Below are 19979 nucleotides of genomic sequence, written 5' to 3'. Positions count from 1 at the left end.
GCGTCCTCTTGCAAGTTGTGCCCGAGCCTAAGGAGGATTGCATGCCCACCGCAAGCCGCGCCGAAATTGATGCCTTCATTGTGATGGATGTGATGGAGGCCGCCCGCAAGGCCGAAGCGGCGGGACGCCGGATCATCCACATGGAAGTCGGCCAGCCCTCGAGCCCGGCGCCTGCCGCCGCGCGCCGCGCCGTGGCCGACGCGCTGGAGAGCGACGCCCTGGGCTATACCGTGGCGCTCGGCCTGCCGGAGCTGCGCGCGGGCATCGCCGCGCTCTGCAACCGCTGGTACGGGGTCGACCTGGATCCCGGCCGCGTGGTGGTGACGAGCGGGTCGTCGGGCGCGTTCCTGCTGGCCTTCACCGCGCTTTTCGATGCCGGGGCGCGGGTGGGGGTGACCGAGCCGGGCTATCCCTCCTACCGGCAGATCCTCAAGGCGCTCGATTGCGTGCCGGTGGGCATCCCGACCCGCGACGCGGCGCGCCATGTGCTGGAGCCGGTCGACGTGCCCGAGGGGCTCGACGGGATCATGGTGGCCTCGCCCGCGAACCCGACCGGCACGATGCTCGACAAGCCGCAGCTCGCCGCGCTGATCGCCCAGGCGAAGTCCCGCGGCACCGCCTTCATCTCCGACGAGATCTATCACGGGCTGCATTACGGGGCGCGCGCGGTCTCGGCGCTGGAGATCGGCCAGGACGCCTGGGTGATCAACTCCTTCTCGAAGTACTTCTCGATGACCGGCTGGCGGGTCGGCTGGATGGTGGTGCCCGAGCGCGACGTGCGCACGGTGGAGCGGCTGGCGCAGAACATGTTCATCTGCCCGCCCCATGCCAGCCAGGTCGCCGCGCTGGCCGCGCTTGGCGAGATCGACGCGCTCGAGGCGCACCGCGCCGACTATGCCGCCGCCCGCAAGCTGCTGCTGGAGCGGCTGCCGCAGATCGGGCTGCCGAAATTCGCCTCGCCGGACGGGGCCTTCTATGTCTATGCCGATACCGGGCACCTGTCGCAGGACAGCCGCGCGCTGGCCGCCGAGATCCTGGAGAAGGCCGGGGTGGCGGTGACGCCGGGGCTCGATTTCGATCCCGTGCGCGGTCATCGCACCATCCGGCTCAGCTATGCCCGCGGCACGGCGCATGTCGCCGAGGGGCTCGACCGGCTGGAGGACTTCCTGGCATCGCGCGAGGCCGCGGCATGAGGCTTCCCGCCCTGGCGCTGCTGCTCTGGCCCTCGCTTGCCCTGGCGCTGCCCGGCGAGGCGCCGGTCGTCGATCTGGAGAAGTCGAAGATCCGCGCGGACTGGTTCGGCGGCGGGCTGAGCGTCGATCTGGCGATGTCCGAGGCCGTGCCCTACGCGGTCGGCGTGACCTCCGATCCGGCGCGGCTGGTGGTGCGCTTCCAGTCGGTGGTGGATGTCGCGGGCGCGCCGCGCAAGGGGCCGCAGCCGGTGCTGGTGCCGCGCGGGCTGACGACCGAGCTGCAGCTGCCGCTGGAGCATCCGCAGATCCTCGACAGCGCGGTGATCGCCTGGCCGGAGGCGGGCGGCGCGCGGCTGAAGCTGCGGCTGGAGAAGGCCGACGAGGCGACCTTCGGGCGGCTGGCCGCGCTCTGGAAGGAGCCGCCGGCGCCGGTGATGCCGGAACGTCCCGCTGCCGGCTACAAGCTGCACGTGATGCTCGATCCCGGCCATGGCGGCCAGGATCCGGGCGCGCAGTACGAGGGCATCCGCGAGGCCGATGTCGTGCTGCGCCTGGCGCGCGAGCTGCAGGCGGCGCTGGAAGACGAGGGGATGGAGGTCAGCCTGACCCGCGAGGATGACAGATTCGTGCCGCTGTCCGAGCGGGTGGCCCGGGCCGTGCGGGCAGGGGCGGATGTCTTCGTCTCGCTCCATGCCGATGCGGTGCCCGAGGGGCATGCGTCGGGCGCCTCGGTTCACAGCCTGCCCGAGGGCGCCTCGGGCTCGGGCGACCGGTTCCTGCTGAACCGCCTGGGCGGCGAGGCGCTGGCCAGCGATGCGGGCTCGGTCGACGACGCCACGCTGCGGGTGCTGATGGAGCTGGCGCGCGAGCAGTCGCTCGAGGCCAGCGACGCGCTGGCGGCCGATCTGGTCGGCGAAATGGGCAGCGCGGGCATCGCGCTCTACAAGACGCCGCAGAAGCATTCGAATTTCGTCGTGCTGCGCGCCGCGGACGTGCCTTCGGTGCTGGTCGAGCTAGGTTATCTTTCGGAACCCGAGGACCGGGCCCGGCTGGTCGATCCGGCCTGGCGCAGCCAGATGGCCGGGGCTCTGGCCCGCGGCATCCGCGACTGGAGCAAGGCCAAGGCAGAGTAGCGTCCGGGGGCTTTTCCCGGGCCGGTCCCGGGTGTCGGCGGAGGCTCGCCTTCCGTCCGGATTGTGATTTTGACCCCGGCAGGGGTTGCGACTATAAGACCGCAACCCAAGGACAAGGAATACGCGGTGCTGCGCGCCATCTTCAGCTTCTTCGGAGCGATTTTCAGCTTCCTCACCATCGGCGCCGTGCTGGGCGTCCTCATCATCGGCGCGGTGTTCTGGATGTACGGCCGGGACCTGCCGAACCATGAGCAGCTGGCGCAGTACGCGCCGCCGACCATCAGCCGGGTCTATTCCTCCGAAGGGGCGCTGATCGACGAATTCGCCGAGGAGCGCCGCCTCTTCGCGCCGTCCTCGGAGATCCCCGACCTGGTGAAGGAAGCCTTCATCTCGGCCGAGGACAAGAACTTCTACCACCACAAGGGCTACGACCCGCTGGGGATGATCAAGGCCGGGCTCGACGCGGCGCAGGGCAAGCGGCTGCGCGGCGCCTCGACGATCACCCAGCAGGTGATGAAGAACTTCCTGCTCAGCTCCGACCGCTCCGCCGAGCGCAAGATCAAGGAGCTGATCCTGGCCGCGCGTCTCGAGGAGACGATGTCGAAGGACAAGATCCTCGAACTCTATCTCAACGAGATCTACCTGGGCCAGAACAGCTACGGCGTCGCCGCCGCGGCGCAGACCTATTTCAACAAGAAGCTCTCGGACCTGACCCCGGGCGAGGTGGCCTATCTGGCGGCGCTGCCGCAGCGGCCCTCGACCCTGCATCCGGTGCGCGACTACGACGACGCCGTGGGGCGCCGCAACTACGTGCTGCGCGAGATGCGCGAGAACGGCTACATCACCGACGCCGAGGCCGACGAGGCGATCGCCCAGCCGCTGAAGACGGTGCAGAGCGGCGACATCCCCGGTTTCCGCCAGTCGCTGCCGCCGCGCGGCTACTTCACCGACGAGGTGCGCCGCCAGCTCAGCCGCGACTTCGGCGAGACGCAGTTCTTCACCGGCGGCCTCTCGGTGCGCTCGACCCTCGACCCGCAGATGCAGACCGCCGCCGAGAAGGCGCTGCGCGAGGGGCTCGAGAACTACGACCGCAGCTTCGGCAACTGGCGCGGCACCGGCGTGACGCTGGAGCCCGACCAGCTGGCCGACGAGGCGACCTGGCGCAAGGCGCTCTTCGACGTGCCGAACGAGAAGGCGCCGCGCGACATCGAGGGCTGGGTGCCCGCCGTCGTCCTGTCGGTCGAGGGCGGCGCCGCGCAGCTCGGCATCGAGAACGAGCCGCGCGACCCCGAGACCCAGGTCATCACCTCGGCCGATCTCGGCTGGGTGCGCAAGACCAGCAATCCCGGCGATCTGCTGGCGGTCGGCGACGTGGTGCTGGTCAAGAAGCTCCTGAACAAGGATGGCAGCCTCGACCGCTGGTCGCTGCGCCAGGTGCCGATGCTGCAGGGCGCCTTCATGGCGATGGACGTCAATACCGGCCGCGTGCTGGCGATGCAGGGCGGCTTCTCCTACCAGGATTCGGTCTTCAACCGCGCCACCCAGGCGACGCGGCAGCCGGGCTCGTCCTTCAAGCCCTTCGTCTATGCCTCGGCGCTGGATTCGGGCTACACCCCGGCGACGATTGTCATCGACGCGCCGATCGAGTTCCCCAATGGCGACGGCACGATGTGGCGGCCGCAGAACGCCTCGAACAAGTACTACGGGCCGACGCCGCTCCGGACCGGGATCGAACGCTCGCGCAACGTCATGACCGTGCGCCTCGCCAACGAGGTCGGCATGCCGGTCGTCGCGCAATATGCCGAGCGCTTCGGCGTCTACGACCACATGGCCACCCACCTCGCCAACGCGCTGGGGTCCGAGGAGACGACGCTGTTCCGGCTGGTCTCGGCCTATGCGATGTTCGCCAATGGCGGCGAGCGGGTGGAGCCGAGCCTGGTCGACCGCGTCCAGGACCGCTTCGGCCGCACCACCTACCGCCATGACGACCGCGACTGCGTCGACTGCGAGGTCTCCTATGTCCCGCCCGGCACCTCGCCGCGCATCGTCAGCCACCGTGAGCGGATCATGGATCCGATCACCGCCTACCAGCTGACCTCGATGATGCGGGGCGTGGTGGACCGCGGCACCGCCTCGCGCTACGTGAACCTGCCGGTGCCGATCGCCGGCAAGACCGGGACCACCAACGACGCCAAGGACGTGTGGTTCATCGGCTTCTCGTCGAACATCGTCGCGGGCTGCTTCATGGGCTACGACACGCCGCGCTCGATCCCGCACGGCTCGGGCGGCGGCATGTGCGGTCCGGTCTTCAACGAGTTCATGAAGGACGCGATCAAGAAATACGGCGGCGGCCCGTTCCGCGTGCCTCCGGGCGGCCATTTCATCAATATCGACCGCGTCACCGGCGCGCGGCTCTCGGCGGATGCCTCGGGCGCGAATGTGGTGGCGGAGTACTTCCGCGACGGCGTCGACCCGATCTTCGGCCTGGCCGCGGCGATCGACGGCGGCTTCGCCATGGGCGAGGGGCTGCCGATGTATTCCCGCGACGAGGCGCTGGCCACCAGCACCGACGAGGTCATGACCTCGACCGGCGAGCGCAAGTCGGTTCCGAAGGCCGCCAGCTTCGGCACGATCTCGGCGGGCGGGCTCTACTAGAGCCCGCCGCCAGGCGCCTGTTGCGGCAGTTTGCTGCGGTCTGAACCGGATAGTTTACAGACCAACCCGGCCCTCCTAGGCTGCGTTTGCTAAGATTAGTTAACGCAACTGAGAGACAAGGGCATTTCAATGACGAATATCACCGGCTCGCTGGAGTGGGTCAGCTCCATTTACGATGGATATGACGCCCCCGAACTCAACGGGGCGAACAAGATCGCCGAAACCACGATCGCAGGGACGGTCTATCTCTTCGTCACGGGAAACTACGACGACGGCGTCCAGGTCCTGAAACTGAAGAACTCCGGAGAGCTCGAGGCGGTGCAGAGCGTTGCCGACAGCGCTAGCGTTTCGATCAATAATCCGTCCGACCTGAAGGTCATGAATGTCGGCAACAAGAAGTTCCTCGTGGTCAGCTCGACCTATGACGACACGCTTTCGGTCTTCCAGATCGGCACCGGCGGATCGACCAAGGGCTTTCTGACCTATGTCGGCGCCATCGACGGGACGGACATCGCGGGCTATGCCGGCACGCTGAACAATGTCGCCAGCATCGAGGTGCTGAATGAAGGCGCGAACAAGGCCGTCTTTGCGGTAACGGCAACCTATGGCGATGCCGTCGCGACCTTCGAGATCGACAATTCCGGCGAGATTTCCCTGCTGGACGCGGTTTTCGATACCGAAGCCACGAATTTGCACCTCGACGGCGCCTCGGCGATGGACAGCTTCGTCGTCGGCGGCACGACCTATCTCTATGTCGCCTCCGGCGAGGACGGCATCTCGGTCTTCAAGGCGAATACCGGCAACGGAAGCCTGAACACGGTCCAGAACTACGCCGACGGACGGGCCTATAACAGCCTTGCCGCGGTCAACTGGAATGGCGAGAACGTGCTGGTGGCCGCAGGCGAGGGCTATCTGGACGTGTTCCGGATCGGCGGCAATGGCAGCCTGAATTTCAAGATGCGGACCGAGGACAGCGACGCAGGCACCTACTATCCGCGCTCGCTGGAGACCGTCAGCCTGGACGGCGTCCCGTTCCTGGTGATGGCGGACTATTCCAGCACCACGATCGGCATCTACTCGATCGAGGACGACTACAGCATCGTCCAGATCGACGACATCACCGATGCATCGGCCTATGACAACGCTCTTGGCTGGGTGTTCGTCGAGGTCAATGGCAAGAGCTACCTGATTTCGACCGCCTATGACGATGACGGCGTCACGGTGACAGAAATCGGCGGCGAAGACGACTACCTGCTGGGCACCGAAGGGGCGGACCGCATTGCCGGACTGCGCGGCGACGACGTGCTTGCGGGCAAGAGCGGCGCGGACAAGATCTTCGGCGGCGCAGGCGATGACGTCGCGGTCGGCTCGCAGGGCAGCGACACGCTCTATGGCGGCGGCGGCGACGACGTGCTGGTCGGCGGGCTCGGCGACGATCTTCTCAGCGGCGGCGGCGGCGCGGACATCCTCAAGGGCGGCCTGGGCACGGACATGATCAGCTATGCCGGATCCGGCGGGGCCGTGGCCATCGACCTTGGCGCGGGAACGGCCTCGGGAGGCCAGGCCGATGGCGACTATTTCCGCGGCATCGAGGATATCGAGGGGTCGAATGGCGGCGACACGCTGACCGGCGACGACGGCAGCAACCGGATCGAGGGCCTGGCCGGGGCCGACCGGATCTCGGGCGGCGGGGGGAGCGACAAGCTTTTCGGCGGGGCCGGGTTCGACACGATCTGGGGCGGCAACGGCTATGACCGTCTCGACGGGAACAATGGCTACGACAATCTCTATGGCGGCGCGGGCGGAGACAAGCTCAACGGCGGCGGCGGCAACGACAAGCTCTTCGGCGGCGATGGCGCGGACACCTTGACCGGGAATAGCGGCGCGGACACGCTCGTCGGCGGCGCGGGCAACGACGAGATGACCGGCAGCGGGGGCGCGGATGTATTCCTCTTCGAGGACGGGTTCGGCGATGATCTCATCACGGATTTCGATCTGTCGAAGGACAAGCTGGATCTTTCGGCAATCGACGAGATCGAGTCGATGACGGACTTCCATGCGCTGTCGCAGACGATCGCGGGAGACCTCTATATCGCGATCGACGAACAGAACTCGATCCAGCTCGCCGGCGTGACGGAAAGCCAGCTTTCCGCGTCCAACTTCATCTTCTGAACTGGACATGCCGCGTCCGCTCTGGTGCGGGCGCGGCAGTATTGCTTTTGCCGGCATCAGGTTCTGGCGCGGCATCGGTTGCGTCCGGCCGGCTCCGCCTCTATACCCGGGCCTTGCTGAAACCTGGCCGGACCTGTCATGCGCGCTGAAATACAGAACCTCGTTGCCGAAATCGAAAAATCGCTGAAGCTCCTTGCCCAGCGGATGGATATCGAAACCGCGCCGCACCGGCTGGAAGAATTCAACGCCATGACCGAGAATCCGGATCTGTGGAACGATCCGGAGAAGGCGCAGAAGCTGATGCGCGACCGCCAGGCGCTGGTCGACGCGCTGGCCACCTATGACGGGCTCAAGCAGGACCTGGCCGACAATGCCGAGCTGATCGAGCTGGGCGAGATGGAAGACGACCAGGAGGTCATCGCCGAGGCCGAGGACGCGATCCGCAGGATCCGCGAAAAGGCCGCCCAGAAGGAGCTGGAAGCGCTGCTGAACGGCGAGGCCGACGGCAACGACACCTTCCTCGAGATCAATGCCGGCGCCGGCGGCACCGAGGCCTGCGACTGGGCGCAGATGCTGCAGCGGATGTATGTCCGCTGGGCGGAGGCGCATGGCTACGAGGTCGACATGCAGTCCGAGGAAGCCGGGGCCGAGGCCGGGATCAAGTCGGTCGCCTACAAGATCTCGGGTCAGAACGCCTATGGCTGGCTGAAATCGGAATCGGGCGTGCACCGCCTGGTGCGGATCTCGCCCTTCGGCAAGGGCACGCGCGAGACCTCCTTCGCCTCGGTCTGGGTCTATCCGGTGGTCGACGACAATATCGAGATCGAGGTCAACCCGGCCGATATCCGCATCGACACCTACCGCTCTTCGGGCGCGGGCGGGCAGCACGTCAACACCACTGACTCGGCGGTGCGGATCACCCACCATCCGACCGGCATCGTCGTGACCTCGTCGGAGAAGTCGCAGCACCAGAACCGCGACATCGCCATGAAGGCGCTGAAATCGCGGCTCTACCAGATGGAGCTGGACCGCCGGAACGCGGCGATCAACGAGGCGCACGAGGCCAAGGGCTCGGCGGGCTGGGGCAACCAGATCCGCAGCTACGTGCTGCAGCCCTACCAGATGGTGAAGGACCTGCGGACGAATGTGGAGACCTCCGACACGCAGGGCGTGCTCGACGGCGATCTCGACAAGTTCATGGCGGCCACGCTGGCGCTCGACGTGGCGGGCAAGAGCCGCGCCGAAGCCCAGGGCGAGTAACCCGCCGCCGCGCCTTCGCCGACCGCCGCGCGCCCTTGCGGCACCATTCCGCGGGCGATGGGTATCCGCCCGATTTGTACCTCCTGCCTGCGTTTCGCGTGATGTCGTAAAAGACGTTCATAGCGACGTCGTTTGCGACGTATCTTGAGCGGAGGGTGCATGCGAGGCGAGGTCCTTGGCGCGGAACGGCGCCGACGGTGGAGCGACGACGAGAAGCTCGCGATCGTGTCGGAGGTGGGCGTGAACGGCGCGACGCTGACGCAGGTCGCGCGGCGGCATGACGTGACGCGGTCGCAGATTTATGGCTGGCGGCATGTCCTCAAGAAGAAGGGCCTGCGGCCGCGGGATCACGGCACGCTTTTCCTGCCCGTCGATTTTCCTGCACCTGAGGAGATGCCGCCGGAACCGTCGGCGACCAGTTCCGTACCCGTGGAACTCCGGCTGGCGAACGGACGGTGGCTGCGCTTCGACAGCACGCTCGACCCGGCAGCGCTGTCGCGGCTGATCCGGGCGATTGAGGCGGCATGATCGGTCCCGGGACCGGCGTCCGGGTCTATCTGGCCTGCGGAACCACCGACATGCGCAAGGGCATCGCCGGGCTGGCCGCGCTGGCGCAGGATGTCCTGCGGCAGAAGCCCGCCAGCGGCGCCGTCTTCGCGTTTCGCGGTCGCAAGGGCGACAGGATCAAATTGCTGTACTGGGAGTTCGCGCCGGTCCGCCGCAGGCGGCAAACTGTCCGGGGGACAGTTTGAGGCAAGAACGGGCGGAGCCCCAGGGGCTCTGCCTGTACTACAAGGTTCTCGAGCGCGGGAAATTTCCCTGGCCTTCGGCGGGGAGCGGGGCAGCGCGGCTGACCTCAGCGCAACTGGCCATGCTCTGGGAAGGGATTGATTGGCGTCGGCCCGATTGGGGCGCGCCACCGGCGCGAGCCGGGTGGAATATCTCGCTGATTTCCCTTGTTTTCATGGCTCTGCGGACCCTGCCATGGTAAGCTTTGGCATGTCCGCAAACGCCGTAAACCTCCCTGATGATCCCGACCTTCTGAAGGTGATGATTGCCGCGCTCTCGGCCGAGAACGCCAAGATGTCGGCCTCGCTCCGCGCCCACGATCTCCTCGTCCAAGCCCTGCGCGTGCGGATCGCCAAGCTCCAGAAGCAGAAGTTCTGCACCTCCTCGGAGAAGATCGAGCGGGAGATTGAGCAGCTGGAATTGGCGCTCGAGGATCTGCAGGTCGCCCTGGCTGAGGCAGAGACCATCGACGCTTCTGAGGGCGAAGACGAGCCGGAAGCGGCCGTTGCGGGCGCCGCTTCGCCGGAGCAGAAGCCGCGCCGCCGCCCGAAGGTGGCGCCGGGCACGCCGCGCGAGCGACGCGAGCTCGATCCGGGCGACAGCTGTCCTGATTGCGGCGGCGCTTTGCGGGTGGTCGGCGAGGATGTCAGCGAGATGCTCGACATGATCGCGGCGCAGCTGAAGGTCGTCGAGATCGCCCGGGTGAAGAAATCCCGCCGCTGCTGCGAGCGGATGGTGCAGGTGCCTGCGCCGAGCCGCCCGATCCCGCGCGAGCCATGGCGGGCGCGGCGCTGCTGGCCTGCATCCTGGTGTCCAAGTTCGACGACCATGTCCCGCTCTACCGCCTGAACGAGATCTTCGCCCGCCTCGGCGCAGACATTGCCGACACCACCCTGGTCGACTGGTGCGGCGGCGCGATGAAGGCGCTGGCGCCGCTGATCGACCGGATCGGCAGGGAAATCCTGGCCGCTGACCTGCTGCATGCCCCTTCTCGGCGAATGCATGCATTCGCCTGCCAGGCAATGGACGACACGCCCATCCGGGTCCTCGACCGCTCCGGCAAGGACAAGGGCCTGGGCAAAGGGGTGAAGCAGGGCCGGATCTGGGTCTATGTCCGCGACCAGCGGCCGTCGCACCGAAGGTGCGCCTCCGGCGCAACGGCAGGGACGGCGCCTCCGGGCGCGGTCTGCCGGTTCTCGACCGACCGGAAGGCAGAACACCCGCGGAAGCACCTCTCGGAGAGCGGCGGCATCCTGCAAGCCGACGCGCATAGCGGGTTCCGCGAGCTTTGCGAGCCGGGGACCGATGGCACGGCCCAGTTCCGCGAGGCGGCGTGCTGGGCGCATCTGCGCCGGGACTTCCATGATGTCTGGACCGCGACCGGCTCCGGGATCGCCCGCGAGGCCTTGGACCGCATCGGCAAGCTCTACGACATCGAGCGGCAGATCGCGGGACAACCCGCAGAGGTTCGCAAGGCCGTGCGGCAGGAGCGGAGCGCGCCCAGGGTCGCGGCCTTCCGTGCCTGGGCCGAACAGCAGCTGGGGCGCATTCCCGGCAAGGGCGATCTTGCGAAAGCCTTCCGCTACGCGCTGAACCGGTGGGGTTCGTTCTGCCTGTTTCTGGAGGACGGCCGCGTAGCGATGGATAACAACGCAGCCGAGCGAGGCATGAGACCGATCGGAGTCGGCCGCCGCAACTGGCTCTTCGCGGGATCGGACACCGGCGGCGAAACCCTGGCGCGGGCGATGACGATCATCGAGAGCGCGAAGATGAATGGTCTCGATCCGCAGGCCTATCTGGCCGATGTCCTCGACCGCATCCACGACCACAAGATCAACCGGCTCGACGAGCTGCTGCCGTGGAACTGGAAGACTCAGGCCGCAGAAACGCCCCGGAGCGACGCCGCCTGAAATTGCAAGGCGGTCCAAATCGGGTGGTTGCGGCGATGGCGCGTTGGAAGCGGTCGCTGCTCCGGGCCTGTGCCGGATCGTGTTCCTGGATCAGCTCGATCGCGGTGCCGCGGAGGGGCTGCGCCGTGTCAGCTCGCAGGGCGTGAATCGGCGTGCACTTCTGGCTTTGGCTCGATTTGGATGCAGACCGCGCATGCGCGGCCCCTATCTTTCTGACGTAAGTTCAGGCGGATAAGCGAGATGCCGCGACTGAGCATGATAACGCTGCCCCCAGCTGGTCTTGTCTTCCAGAAAGTCGCCGCCGGGGTCGGCCGCATCAAAACCGAGTCAAAGCCAGTTTTCGATGCCGTTTGACGTCATTCGCAACCTTCTTCCTATCCTCTCTAATGGCGGCCTTTCGCGGTGCAGCCGGATCGTGTGCACCCCGGCGGCGGCGGCTCACGTGCGCAGCGCGCGCTCCCGTGCTTCGCGGACCGCGCGGCGCATCGAGTGCCAGTCGGGATCGGTCTCGGTCAGGTAGCGGTGATAGGTGGTGAGCTGGTCCACCGCATCCTCCTCGCCATGGCGCTCGAACTGCGCGGCGATGACCGGCAGCATCGAGATCGCCAGCGCGCCATGGGCCATCGCGCCGCCATGGACCCCGTCCGCAGCCCGGTCGAAGCCCAGCACGAAGCAGCGGTGGCGCAGCACCCAGCGGTCGTCCAGCGCGCCCAGGAACGGCGCCAGGTAGGGCCGTGCCTGCAGGTTGGGCCGCAGGAACTCGGTCGCAATCACGTAGGGGATGCGCGCATGCTCCATCAGCCCCTGCGCCAGGAGCACGTTCTTCAGCATCGCGATGCGGCCGAGATGGTCGTTGTTGAGGTCGCGGTAGCCGCGCAGCGGCCGCGGCAGCCCCTCCTGCCGGCCCGGGGCCAGCGCGGCGAGGTCGAACTGCTCGTAGGTCTCGCCGTTGAAATGCTCCATCCGCTGCGGCTGCGGATAGGCAAGCAGAACCAGGTCGAATTCCAGCCCCGGCACATGCTTCAGCACCATCCGCGTGACATAGTCCGAGGAGGCGCCGCCGACCGAGAGATTGAGCAGGTTCACCTCCTCGCGCGGCACGTCGAGCGCGGCGGCCAGGTGGTCTGCGACGCGGTTGCCGAAGATCAGCTCCTCGTGCAGCCCGGTGCCGAAGGCCTGGCTCTCGCCGATGACGCAGATGCGGATCCGCGCGTCTGGGTCGTAGTCCTCGCCGCGGAACCCGGCGCTGTTGAAGCGGTAGGAGACGCGGCCGCTCTGGTCCGTGCCGTATTCCATCGCCAGCCGCCCCGGCACATGCTCGCCGAGCTGCGCATCGCAGGGCTCGACGGCCCAGAAGGTCCGGTCCGTCGCCTGCATCAGCGCGTCCCTCCGCAGCCCGCCGGGGCGCTGCGCCGCGGCGGGATCACGGGGGCGCTGCAGCGGGGGCGGGCCGCGGCAGGGGGCTCGATGGCATGCGTGGTCAATCTGCGTCCTCCCCGGGCGATTGTCCCGACGCTACAGGGGAGGACGTGCCGGCGCCAAGCGCCTTGCTGCCGCAGTCCGGCTCAGCCGGCGAGCGTGCCCTCCGCGGTCAGCCGGGTCTTGCCGCCCAGATAGGGATGCAGCACCTCGGGCAGCTCGACGCCGCCGTCTTCGGTCTGGCCGTTCTCCAGCACGGCGATCAGCGCGCGGCCGACCGCCAGGCCCGAGCCGTTGAGCGTGTGCAGGAATTCCGGCTTGCCGCCATCGGCCGGGCGGAAGCGGGCATTCATCCGCCGCGCCTGGAAATCGCCGCAATTGGAGACCGAGCTGATCTCGCGGTAGGTGTCCTGGCCGGGCAGCCAGACCTCGAGGTCATGGGTCTTGACCGCGCCGAAGCCGATATCGCCGGAACACAGCACCACGGTGCGGAAGGGCAGGCCCAGCCGCTGCAGGATGTCCTCGGCGCAGGCGGTCATGCGGTCATGCTCGGCGCGGCTTTCGTCCGGCTTGACGACGGAGACCATCTCCACCTTCTCGAACTGGTGCTGGCGCAGCATGCCCGAGGTGTCGCGCCCGGCGCTGCCGGCCTCCGAGCGGAAGCACTGGGTATGGGCGACCATGCGGCGGGGCAGGGAGGCCTCGTCCACCATCTGGCCGTTCACCGTATTGGTCAGCGTCACCTCGGCGGTCGGCACCAGCCACCAGCCTTCGCGGGTCTGGTAGCTGTCCTCGCCGAATTTCGGCAGCTGCCCGGTGCCGTAGAGCATTTCCTCCAGCACGAGGACCGGCGTCCAGGTCTCCTCCAGCGCGTTGGCGTCGACATGGGTGTCGAGCATGAACTGCGCCAGCGCGCGGTGGATGCGCGCGACGGCACCCTTCAGCACGACGAAGCGCGAACCGGAGAGCCGCGCGGCGGTTTCGAAATCCATGCCCTTCCTGACGCCGGCGAGCTCGAAATGCTCCTTCGGCTGGAAGGCGAAGCTCTTCGGCGTGCCGATCCGGCGGATCTCGACATTGTCGTTCTCGTCGGCGCCCTCGGGCACCTCGTCGGACATGATGTTCGGCAGCGTCATCAGGAGATTGCGCAGCTCCTCGTCCTCGGCCTTGGCCTCGGCTTCGAGCCTGGCGATCTCGTCCTTCTTGGCGGCCACGAGCGCGCGCAGCCGCTCGAACTCGGCCTCGTGGCCCTGGGCCTTGGCCTTGCCGACCTGCTTGGAGGCGGCATTGCGCTCGGCCAGCGCGGCCTCGGCGGCGGCGATCTTGGCGCGGCGGTCGGCGTCCAGGCTAAGCACCTGCTCCGACACGCCCGAGAGCCCGCGGCGCGCCATGGCGGCGTCGAACAGGGCAGGGTTGTCGCGGATCATGCGGATGTCGTGCATTTGGGCCTCCGGGGATGGTTTGCGGCTCTCCTAGACGAAACCGCTGCGGGGGGAAAGCGCCGGAAAGCCGCTCCGCCGGGGGCGCCTGCGCGCGGGCCGCCATCACGGCTGCGCGAGGGGGCAGGAACAGCTGCCGCAGGCGGCCGTTGACAGTGCAGACGCGGCGGCGGAGGGCCAACGGGCCGGTACGGCGCCGCATCAGGACTGACGGAAGGAGAAACGACATGCCGAAGATTTCAGACGCGAAAGTCGCCATCCTGGCCACCGATGGTTTCGAGAAGAGCGAGCTGTTCGAACCCAGGCGCCAGCTTGCGGAGCAGGGCGCGGAGGTCGTCATCGTCTCGCTGGAGGCGGGCGAGATCCGCAGCTGGGACAAGAGCGACTGGGGCGAGGCCGTCGCCGTCGACCGGACGGTCGGCGAGGTGTCGGTATCCGATTTCGACGCGCTGGTGCTTCCCGGCGGCCAGATCAATCCCGACATCCTGCGCGCCGACGGGACCGCGGTGTCCTTCGTCCGCAGCTTCTTCGACAGCGGCAAGACGCTTGCCGCCATCTGCCACGCGCCATGGCTGCTGGTGGAGGCGGACGTCCTGCGCGGGCGGGACTTGACGTCCTACAAGTCGATCCGGACCGATGTGGTCAATGCGGGGGGCAACTGGATGGACGAGCCGGTCGTCTGCGACCGCGCGCTGGTCACCTCGCGCAATCCCGGCGACCTGGACGCGTTCTGCGCCAAGATTGTCGAGGAGATCGAGGAAGGCCGCCACAGGCGCAAGGCGGCGTGATGCCGGGCCGGCCGCGGGACGCGATCCGCGCCCGGCCGTAACGGAAAGGGAGGGGCGCGTGCCGCGGGGCGCGCGCCCTTTGCCTTGCGTATTTCGCCGCCCCGGCTTGCCATTCCCTGCGGCCGTGCATAGGTTCCGCCCGACTTTGCACCTGCCCCAGGAGGGACCCCCAGAATGTTCGCAACCCCCGCCTTTGCCCAAGCCGCTGGCGCCGGAGGCCCGATGGCCGCGATCCAGGGCTTCGTGCCGCTGATCCTGATCTTCGCCATCATGTACTTCCTGCTGATCCGTCCCCAGCAGAAGAAAGTGAAGCAGCACAAGGCGATGATCGAAGCCGTCCGCCGCGGTGACCAGGTCGTCACCCAGGGCGGCATCATCGGCAAGGTGACCAAGGTCAAGGAAGACGGCGAAGTCGAGGTCGAAATCGCCCCCGAAGTCCGCATCCGCGTCGTCAAGTCCACCATCGCCCAGGTGGTGTCGAAGACCGAGCCGGCTGCCTCCTGATGCTGGATTTCCCGGTCTGGAAACGGGTCCTGATCTGGGGCCTGTGCGTGGCGGGGCTGCTATTTGCAGCCCCGAACCTGTTCTACTCGCGCGTGGAGAGCCATAACGACGCGGTCCAGGCGATCGAACGGACCGGGACATCGACGCCCGAGCTCGAGGCCCAGGCGGCGGGATGGCCCTCCTTCCTGCCCTCGGGCCTCGTCAATCTCGGCCTCGACCTGCGCGGCGGGGCCCATCTGCTGGCCGAGGTCCATACCCAGGACGTCTATGCCGACCGGATGGACAATCTCTGGCCCGAGGTCCGCAACGCGCTGCGCGCCGAGCGCGGCGACATCGGCACCATCCGCCGCCAGGACAGCAGCCCCGACGAGCTGCGCATCCGCGTCAGCCGTCCCGAGAACATCCAGGCGGCCGTGCAGGCGATCTCGGACCTTTCCTCGCCCATCGTCTCGCTGACCGGCGTCGGCGCGCGCGATTTCGAGGTGAGCGCCGAGGGCGCAGAGATCGTCGTGCGGCTCTCGGAGGCCGAGCGCGCCGCCACCGACGACCGCACCATGCGCCAGTCGCTGGAGATCATCCGCCGCCGCGTCGACGAGGCCGGCACGCGCGAGCCCACCATCCAGCGCCAGGGCGAGGACCGGATCCTGATCCAGGTGCCCGGCATCGGCTCCGCGCAGGAGCTGAAGGACCTGATCGGCACCACCGCGCGGCTGACCTTCAACGAGGTGACGGGCCGCACCACCGACGAGCACCAGCCGGTCGAGGCCGGGCAGGAGCTGCTGCCCTCGATGAACGAGCAGGGCGTGTTCTACGCCGTCGACACCGCCGCCGTCGTCTCGGGCGAGGATCTGACCGACGCGCAGCCCTCCTTCGACCAGAACGGACGTCCGGCGGTCAGCTTCCGCTTCAACCCGGGCGGGGCGCGGCGCTTCGGCGACTACACCGCGGCGCATATCGGCGAACCCTTCGCCATCGTGCTCGACGGCGAGGTGATCTCGGCCCCGGTCATCCAGAGCCATATTGCCGGCGGGTCGGGCATCATCACCGGGAATTTCTCGGTCGAGGAGTCGACCCAGCTCGCGGTTCTGCTGCGCGCGGGCGCGCTGCCGGCGCAGATGACCTTCCTCGAGGAACGGACCATCGGCCCCGAGCTCGGCGCGGATTCGATCCGGGCCGGCGCGCTGGCCTGCGCGGTCGCCTTCGTGGCGGTGCTGGCCTTCATGTTCGCCGCCTACGGGCTGTTCGGGGTCTTCGCCAATATCGCGCTGATCATCAATATCGGCCTGATCTTCGGCCTGCTGTCGCTGATCGGCGCGACGCTGACCCTGCCGGGGATCGCGGGCATCGTGCTGACCATCGGCATGGCGGTCGACGCCAACGTGCTGATCTTCGAGCGGATCCGCGAGGAGCTGAAGACCGCGCGCGGACCGGCGCGGGCGATCGAGCTGGGCTATGAAAAGGCGGTCTCGGCGATTGCCGACGCCAATATCACCACGCTGATCACCGCGGCGATCCTCTACTTCATGGGCTCCGGCCCGGTGAAGGGCTTCGCCATCACCCTGGGGATCGGCATCATCACCTCGGTCTTCACCGCGATCTACGTGACGCGGCTGATCGTGCTGGCCTGGTTCGCCCGCAAACGCCCCAAGACGCTGGAGGTCTGACATGCGGCTGAGACTCGTTCCCCAGGAGACCAACTGGGATTTCTTCCGCCTGACCAAGGTCTTCATCGCGGTTTCCGGCGCGGCGATGGTCGCCTCGGTGGTGCTGTTCTTCGTCATGGGGCTGAATTTCGGCATCGACTTCCGGGGCGGCACCACGATCCGCACCGAAAGCGCGCAGCCGGTCGATGTCGGCGCCTACCGCGACGCGATGGCGCCTCTGGGGCTCGGCGACGTGTCGATCACCGAGGTGTTCGATCCGGGCTTCGACGCCAACCAGCATGTCGCCCAGATCCGCATCGAGGCGCAGGGCGACGGCGATGCCTCGGTGGCGCAGCAGACCATCGCGGATGTCGAGACGGCGCTGCAGTCGCTCGATCCCTCGATCACCTTCCCCTCGGTGGAAAGCGTCGGGCCCAAGGTCTCTGGCGAGCTGGTGACCGAGGCGGTGATCGCTGTGACGCTCGCGATCGCGGCGGTGCTGGTCTATATCTGGCTCCGGTTCGAATGGCAGTTCGCGGCCGGCGCCGTGCTGTCGCTCGTCCATGACGTGACGCTGACCATCGGCATCTTCGCGCTCCTGCAGATCAAGTTCGACCTGGCGATCATCGCCGCGCTGCTGACCATCGTCGGCTATTCGCTGAACGACACGGTGGTGGTCTTCGACCGGGTGCGCGAGAACCTGCAGCGCTACAAGAAGCGGCCGCTGAAGGAGGTGCTGAACCTCTCGATCAACGAGACGCTCAGCCGGACGACGATGACCTCCTTCACGACGCTGATCGCGCTCTTCGCTCTGTTCGCGCTCGGCGGCGACGTGATCCGCGGCTTCGTCTTCGCGATGATCTGGGGCATCGTGGTCGGGACCTATTCCTCGATCTACGTCGCGTCGGCGATCCTGCTGAAGCTCGGGGTGAAGCGCGACTGGTCGAAGAAGAACGACGGCAAGGGCGGCACGCAATTCGCCAATATCGACGCCTGAGCCTGTCTCCGGCGGCCAGCGGCCGTCGCGGGTTCGACGGGGCCGTCTCCTTGCCGGAGGCGGCCCCGCTGCGTTCGGCACCCCGGCCGCGCGCGTGTTCAAGGCCCGTGTTCAAGGCCCGTGTTCAAGGCCCGTGTTCAAGGATTGGGCAGGCGGGACGCGGCGCCCCTGCCGCGCCACTTCGAGTTTGACAGTTTTGTGACAGCTGGCGCAGTCTCGGACAGACCTAGCCCTGCCGGGCAGCCGTCAGTTCAGAGGAAACTCCATGCGTCCCACTTCCCTTCGTTCCGGTCTTGCCGTCTCCGCAATCGCGCTCGCCGTTGCCGCGTCCGGGCTTCTGGCCGCCGCCCAGGACAGTGCGGCGGCGCCGCAGAACGACCTGATGAACGCCACTGTCTGGATGGAGACCGCGGTCGAGTACAAGGCCACGGTGCAGCAGCTCTTCAAGCTCGCCAAGACGCAGCTCGACGCCGCGCTGGAGGATCCGTCCTGGACCGCGGTGCCCGACAAGCAGGGAGAGGGCTACGAGGACCTGCCGTTGGCAATCGTCTCCGATCTCGACGAGACGCTGCTCGACAACGGCAATTACGAGGTCTCGCTCGTCACCCGCGGCACCAGCTACAGCTCGTCGGAATGGGCCGACTATGTCGAGAGCAAGACCTCCGAGGCGGTCCCGGGCGCGGTCGAATTCGCCAAGTATGCCGAGAGCAAGGGCGTGAAGATGTTCTACGTCTCGAACCGCAAGGAGCCGGGCAAGCAGGCGACCTACGAGAACATGGAGGCGCTCGGCTTCCCGATGGGCGGCAATGCCGACACCGTGCTCCTGCGCGGCGGCAAGGAGGAATGGGGCTCCGCCAAGGAGAACCGCATCGCCTATGTCGCCGAGAACTACCGCGTGGTGCTGCTGATGGGCGACAACCTGGGCGATTTCACCGATGCCGCCGAGGGCAGCCTGGAAGAGCGCGACGCCGTGCTGGCGGAGACCGCCGACCGCTGGGGGCAGGACTGGATCATGTTCCCGAACCCGGAATACGGCTCCTGGGAGTCCGCGACCTTCGGCGGCGAGTGGTCGCTCTCCGAGGATGAGCGCCGGCAGAAGAAGATCGACGCGATGGAGCCCTGGATGCCGGCCGAATAGGCAAGCCCGCGCTGCAGCTTTCCGTCCGGTCGGGGAGGGCCGTCGACGGAGGACGCCCTTCCGGTCTTCCGGGAGGGCGTTTTGCCATGCCGGGGCGGGCGGCACGATATCCAGCCAGCCGGACAGGGCCGCAACCCGGATATGTCCCGCGAGGCACGCCCGCGCGATCAGGCAGTGTCCCGGGGGCTCGGCCGCTTGCCCTCCTCGGAGCGCCAGCGGATCTGCCGCAGCATGCCGGGGACAAGGTCGCTGGCCGTCAGCGGCAGCATGACATGCCGGAGGAACAGGCAGGGCAGCAGGCTCGCCGGAACTGCGTCCGGACCGGGTCCCGTCAGCTGGCGCCCTGGGCGGATGCGTCCGAATTGCCGTCGATATGCAATGTCCCCGCTGATCCGGTCCCTCTGGCAGGCAGGGTCCCGCGCGGCCGGGCCGGGGGCGGGGCGGAACCGGGCCTTTCGGCGGTCTTGCGGCGCGCATTGGCGCAGCCTAAGGGACCGGAAACCAACGGAGGGTCCATGAGCACCAAGGCCATCATCACCGCCTATTTCGACGCCTTCAACGCAGGCGACACCCAGACCATGCTGGATCTGCTGACCGAGGATGTGGAGCATCACGTCAACCAGGGCGGCATCCGCAAGGGCAAGGACGCCTTCGCCGAGTTCTGCGCCCATATGGACCGCTGCTATTCGGAAAACCTGACCGATCTGGTGATCTTCGCCGAGGGCGACCGCGCCGCGGCGGAATTCATCGTCAACGGCAGCTACAAGGCCGATGACGAGGGCCTGCCGCCCGCCACGGGCCAGACCTACCGGCTGCCCGCGGGCTCGTTCTTCAGCCTGCGCGATGGCCGGATCGCCCGGGTGACGACCTACTACAATCTCGAGGACTGGATCGCCCAGGTCTCCTGAGCCCGTCCGCCTCCGCCTGGCGCGGGGGAGG

General features: G+C 67.6%; 16 protein-coding genes and 1 pseudogene. 15 read left to right on the top strand and 2 right to left on the bottom strand.

Going from position 1 to position 19979, the window contains the following annotated elements:
* Nucleotides 1-41 precede the first annotated feature (41 nt).
* The 9 genes and pseudogenes from FGX59_RS05335 (at nt 42) to FGX59_RS05300 (ending at nt 11112) form a co-directional block, all read left to right on the top strand.
* The gene (locus FGX59_RS05335; protein WP_138465487.1) at nt 42-1193 is read left to right on the top strand and encodes a pyridoxal phosphate-dependent aminotransferase; all 1152 of its coding nucleotides are present in this window, start codon (nt 42-44) and stop codon (nt 1191-1193) included.
* Nucleotides 1190-2326, top strand: coding sequence for an N-acetylmuramoyl-L-alanine amidase (locus FGX59_RS05330; protein ID WP_138465486.1), 1137 nt, complete (start codon nt 1190-1192; stop codon nt 2324-2326). Before FGX59_RS05335 ends, FGX59_RS05330 begins: the two co-directional genes overlap by 4 nt.
* 126 nt (nt 2327-2452) lie before the next feature.
* A complete protein-coding gene (locus FGX59_RS05325) occupies nt 2453-4981 on the top strand; it encodes a penicillin-binding protein 1A (RefSeq protein ID WP_138465485.1) in 2529 nt (842 codons plus the stop codon).
* A 129-nt stretch (nt 4982-5110) separates the two neighbouring features.
* Complete coding sequence (locus tag FGX59_RS05320; protein WP_138465484.1) at nt 5111-7153, top strand: calcium-binding protein; 2043 nt, start codon at nt 5111-5113, stop codon at nt 7151-7153.
* A 138-nt stretch (nt 7154-7291) separates the two neighbouring features.
* Nucleotides 7292-8413: a peptide chain release factor 2 gene (gene prfB, locus FGX59_RS05315; protein WP_138465483.1), complete on the top strand. Its 1122-nt coding sequence runs from the start codon at nt 7292-7294 to the stop codon at nt 8411-8413.
* A gap of 159 nt (nt 8414-8572) precedes the next feature.
* On the top strand, nt 8573-8941 hold the full coding sequence (locus FGX59_RS05310) for a transposase (protein ID WP_138465482.1): 369 nt from the start codon (nt 8573-8575) through the stop codon (nt 8939-8941).
* A complete protein-coding gene (gene tnpB / locus FGX59_RS39590; protein ID WP_370295772.1) occupies nt 8938-9165 on the top strand; it encodes an IS66 family insertion sequence element accessory protein TnpB in 228 nt (75 codons plus the stop codon). The genes FGX59_RS05310 and tnpB (FGX59_RS39590) overlap by 4 nt, the downstream gene beginning before the upstream one ends.
* Nucleotides 9162-9404, top strand: coding sequence for an IS66 family insertion sequence element accessory protein TnpB (tnpB, locus tag FGX59_RS39585; RefSeq protein WP_370295770.1), 243 nt, complete (start codon nt 9162-9164; stop codon nt 9402-9404). Before tnpB (FGX59_RS39590) ends, tnpB (FGX59_RS39585) begins: the two co-directional genes overlap by 4 nt.
* Before the next feature lie 8 nt (nt 9405-9412).
* Nucleotides 9413-11112 (top strand): annotated as a pseudogene (locus tag FGX59_RS05300) (IS66 family transposase).
* Nucleotides 11113-11550: 438 nt separating this feature from the next.
* Here the strand turns inward: FGX59_RS05300 and FGX59_RS05295 are convergent.
* Nucleotides 11551-12489, bottom strand: a complete 939-nt coding sequence (locus FGX59_RS05295) for a hypothetical protein (protein WP_138465481.1) — start codon at nt 12487-12489, stop codon at nt 11551-11553.
* A gap of 188 nt (nt 12490-12677) precedes the next feature.
* On the bottom strand, nt 12678-13973 hold the full coding sequence (gene serS / locus FGX59_RS05290) for a serine--tRNA ligase (protein ID WP_138465480.1): 1296 nt from the start codon (nt 13971-13973) through the stop codon (nt 12678-12680).
* Nucleotides 13974-14197: 224 nt separating this feature from the next.
* On the opposite strand from serS, the gene FGX59_RS05285 reads away from it, so the two are divergent.
* The 6 genes from FGX59_RS05285 (at nt 14198) to FGX59_RS05260 (ending at nt 19948) form a co-directional block, all read left to right on the top strand.
* Complete coding sequence (locus FGX59_RS05285; RefSeq protein WP_138465479.1) at nt 14198-14758, top strand: type 1 glutamine amidotransferase domain-containing protein; 561 nt, start codon at nt 14198-14200, stop codon at nt 14756-14758.
* A 174-nt stretch (nt 14759-14932) separates the two neighbouring features.
* Complete coding sequence (yajC, locus tag FGX59_RS05280; RefSeq protein ID WP_138465478.1) at nt 14933-15262, top strand: preprotein translocase subunit YajC; 330 nt, start codon at nt 14933-14935, stop codon at nt 15260-15262.
* Entirely contained in the window at nt 15262-16926 is a 1665-nt protein-coding gene (secD, locus tag FGX59_RS05275; RefSeq protein WP_138465477.1) for a protein translocase subunit SecD, read from the top strand. The genes yajC and secD overlap by 1 nt, the downstream gene beginning before the upstream one ends.
* A gap of 1 nt (nt 16927) precedes the next feature.
* Nucleotides 16928-17902 (top strand): protein translocase subunit SecF, encoded by a 975-nt coding sequence (gene secF, locus FGX59_RS05270; protein WP_138465476.1) that lies wholly within the window; start codon nt 16928-16930, stop codon nt 17900-17902.
* A gap of 265 nt (nt 17903-18167) precedes the next feature.
* Nucleotides 18168-19040 carry a 5'-nucleotidase, lipoprotein e(P4) family gene (locus FGX59_RS05265; protein WP_138465475.1) on the top strand — a complete coding sequence of 291 codons (873 nt, stop codon included), beginning with the start codon at nt 18168-18170 and terminating at the stop codon, nt 19038-19040.
* Between the two features lie 515 nt (nt 19041-19555).
* Nucleotides 19556-19948 carry a ketosteroid isomerase-related protein gene (locus FGX59_RS05260; protein ID WP_138465474.1) on the top strand — a complete coding sequence of 131 codons (393 nt, stop codon included), beginning with the start codon at nt 19556-19558 and terminating at the stop codon, nt 19946-19948.
* Nucleotides 19949-19979 lie beyond the last annotated feature (31 nt).

It is taken from the genome of Poseidonocella sp. HB161398, from assembly GCF_005870025.1.
Taxonomy (GTDB): Bacteria; Pseudomonadota; Alphaproteobacteria; order Rhodobacterales; family Rhodobacteraceae; genus Mangrovicoccus.
The sequence above is the reverse complement of the archived record's forward strand: the minus strand, read 5'-3'. Positions and strand labels throughout refer to the sequence as shown.